The sequence below is a fragment of the Stenotrophomonas sp. 05L44_2 genome, from assembly GCF_056665995.1.
The window spans coordinates 1-3,214 of sequence record NZ_JBFTNR010000676.1 but is presented as its reverse complement, the minus strand read 5'-3'; the positions used below and the strand labels follow the sequence as shown (position 1 = coordinate 3,214).

The following is a 3,214-nucleotide window of genomic DNA, read 5'->3' as shown; positions in this document are numbered from 1 at the left end:
GCGCAGGGCGCTTTCATCTTCCCCACCTCATCGCCGGTGCAGTTCGACCCGGACGCGATGAAGGCGTCGATCCAGCGCATGCTCGGTTACGCACCGCGGGCGATGTACCTGACCCATTACGGTCGTGTCGAACAGGTCGAAAAGCTGGCCGAGGATCTGTTCGAACAGATTGATGCGATGGCGGCAATCGGCCGCCAGTGCGACGGTCGCCCCGATCGTCATCGCTGCCTGTTGGCCGCGTTGCAGGCGCTGTACCTGGAGCGTGCACAGCAGCATGGCTGCGCGCTGGACCAGGCTGCAGTGGGCGAAGTACTGGCGATGGATATCGAACTCAACGCGCAGGGCCTGGCCTGCTGGCTGGACCGTGTATCGCGCTGACCTGCGCACTCCCTGGCGGCGGAGATCCGCTGCGCCCCTGGTAGATCCACGCCATGCGTGGATGACACGGTCCCGGGCCGCGCCGCGATGTCACGACCACGTTACACTCTGGTGACTTTCAAGCTAGCCGTGGTGTTGCCGTGAACCCGATGCGCGTGTTGCTGCTGTCGTCCTGCCTGTTCGTCGGTGGCCTGGCCCATGCGGCCAATGACCTGCCCGGCGGCGGCATCGATCCGCAGGCGCTGTCGCGTCATGTGCGCGTGCTGGCATCGGACGAATTCGAAGGCCGTGCACCGGCCACCGAAGGCGAAGAACGCACCGTGCAGTACCTGATCGAGCAGTTCCGCAGCTACGGCCTGCAGCCGGGTGGCGTGGACGGCAGCTGGGTACAGCCGGTGCCGCTGGTGCGCGCGCAGCTGGACGGCCAGGCCAAGGCCAGTCTCGCCCTGAAGGGCGGCAAGCGCGCGCTGGCCAATGGCGTGGACGTGACCCTGCAGAGCCTGCAGCCGCGCAAGCGCGTGCAGATCAAGGAGGCGCCGTTGGTGTTCGTCGGCTACGGCATCGATGCGCCCGAGCGCCACTGGAACGACTACAAGGACGTGGACCTGCACGGCAAGATCGCCGTGGTATTGATCAACGATGCCGATTTTGAAGCCGACGCGCCAGGTGCGTTCGATGGCAAGGCGGTGACCTACTACGGCCGCTGGACCTACAAGTTCGAGGAAGCCGCGCGCCGGGGTGCCGAAGGCGTGCTGATCRTGCACGAGACCGCACCGGCCGCCTATGGCTGGGCCACGGTGAAGAGTTCGGGCACCTCGCCGCTGTTCGACATCGAGCGCGGCCAGGCCGAGGCGATGGCCCAGCATACGCCGCTGCGTGGCTGGATGCAGCGTGAGCTGGCCGAACAGATCTTCGCCGACGCCGGCCTGGATTTCGATGCAGAGAAGCGCAAGGCGATGAGTGCGGACTTCCGCCCGGTTGCGCTGGACAACGCGAAGCTGAGCGTCGATTTCGCGCTCAAGCGCGAGCAGGTGGTGACCCGCAACGTGGTGGCCAAGCTGCCCGGCGGCGAGCACGCCGATGAGGCGGTGATCTTCTCGGCGCACTGGGATGCCTTCGGCATCGGCCAGGCCGACGCCAGGGGTGATCGTATCCGCCGTGGTGCGATCGACAACGCCACCGGCGTGGCCACCGTGCTGGAACTGGGCCGGGTGTTCGCCGCCGGCCCGCAGCCGCAGCGCACCCTGTACTTCGTCGCCCTGACCGCCGAAGAGAAGGGCCTGCTGGGCGCCAGCTACTACGCCGCGCACCCGCTGGCGCCGCTGGACAAGACCGCTGCGGTGCTGAACATCGAGATGTTCAGCCCGGATGGTGCCACCCGTGACATCGCCTCGTGGGGCAAGGGCCGGGTGTCGCTGGAAGGCGACCTGGAACGCGTGGCCAAGGCCCGTGGCCGCAGCTACAGCCCGGATCCGAACCTGGAAGCCGGCTTCTTCTACCGTGCCGACCACTTCGCCTTCGCCCGCCTGGGCGTTCCGGCGATCACCATCGGCCCGGGCCTGGACAAGCTTGAGGGCGGCGTCGAGGCCGGTCGCGCGCTGCGCGAGAAGTACTTCGCCGACTGCTACCACCAGGCCTGCGATGCATGGACGCCGAGCTGGGATCCGGCGGGCCACGCGGCCGACACCCTGCTGGTCTATGACCTGGGCGCCGAACTGGCCTCATGAACCTTCCGAAAGGATGTGCAATTGCCGGCCAGCGGCCGGCACTACCGCATCTTCAGCCACGTGGCCGCAGCAGCTTCCACGCGCCCCAACCGGCGGCGACGAGCGCGCCCAGGTAACACGCCACCATCGTACGCAGGCTGGCCACCGGTGCGGGGTTGATGCCCCGGCTCAGACGCAGATGCAGGGTGCTGGCACCGCTGCCCAGATCCACTGCCAGCTGCAACACCAGGGCAACGCAGAACGCCAGCAGGGCAATACCGAAGCCGATACGTGGCCAACTCGCCTGGGCGTCGGGCCGGCGGATCAGCCATGCCAGCAGGGTCGCCGCGCCCAGGCCCAGTGCGAGCCATACCAGCGGCGTGGCAGGAGACGCGGCGGCCACCGGCATTGCACCGGTGGCCGCGATCACTACGGCGCGTTTACTTGCGCGTGCCGTCGAGCCAGTTGGGGCCCTTGTTGGTGAGGAAGAACACATAGACCACCAACGATACCGCGATCGTCGCGGTGACGTAGATGGCGAACCAGTCCACGTGGCCGGTCTTCAATGCGCCCTGGTACAGCAGCGGTGCGGTGCCGCCGAACAGCGAGTTGGCCAATGCATAGCCGAAGCCCACGCCCAGCGCACGGATGTGGGTGGGGAACAGCTCTGCCTTCACCACGGCGTTGATGGAGGTGTAGCCGGTGAGGATGACAAAGCCCAGTGCCAGGGTGAGGAAGGCGAGGGTGGCATCGTGCTGGTGCGGCAGCTGGGTGATCAGGTACCAGCTGTACAGCACGCCGCCCACACCGAAGAACACCAGCAGGCTCTTGCGGCCGATGATGTCCGACAGCCAGCCGCCGACCGGCTGCAACACCATCAGGAAGGCCAGCACGCCCAGGTTGATCAGGGTGCCGGTCATCGGGTCGTTGCCGGCGAAGGCGCTCTGGATCATCTTCGGGCCGTTCACCGAGTAGGTGTAGAAGGCGATGGTGCCACCGGCGGTGATCAGGAAGCACAGCAGCAGCGGACGCCACTGGTGCACGAACAGTTCGTACATCGAGCCGGACTTCTTGTCCTTGCCCTCGCGCGCGGCTTCGATGGAGGATTCCGACAGCGACTCGTCCATGCC

Annotated in this window: 2 protein-coding genes and 2 pseudogenes; 2 read left to right on the top strand and 2 right to left on the bottom strand. The window is 66.9% G+C overall.

The features are described from left to right. Positions 1-378, top strand: a pseudogene (locus tag AC1VAN_RS19130) (MBL fold metallo-hydrolase); the annotation flags it as partial. Positions 379-527: 149 nt separating this feature from the next. Beyond that, positions 528-2,102: pseudogene (locus AC1VAN_RS19125) on the top strand (M28 family metallopeptidase); the annotation flags it as partial. Between the two features lie 55 nt (positions 2,103-2,157). Here AC1VAN_RS19125 and AC1VAN_RS19120 read toward each other — a convergent pair. Together AC1VAN_RS19120 and AC1VAN_RS19115 are read right to left on the bottom strand one after the other, a co-directional pair. Then, complete coding sequence (locus AC1VAN_RS19120; RefSeq protein ID WP_051501712.1) at positions 2,158-2,493, bottom strand: hypothetical protein; 336 nt, start codon at positions 2,491-2,493, stop codon at positions 2,158-2,160. Positions 2,494-2,524: 31 nt separating this feature from the next. Next, positions 2,525-3,214 (bottom strand): MFS transporter (locus tag AC1VAN_RS19115; protein ID WP_480986471.1); only part of this gene is annotated, 690 nt, incomplete at its 5' end.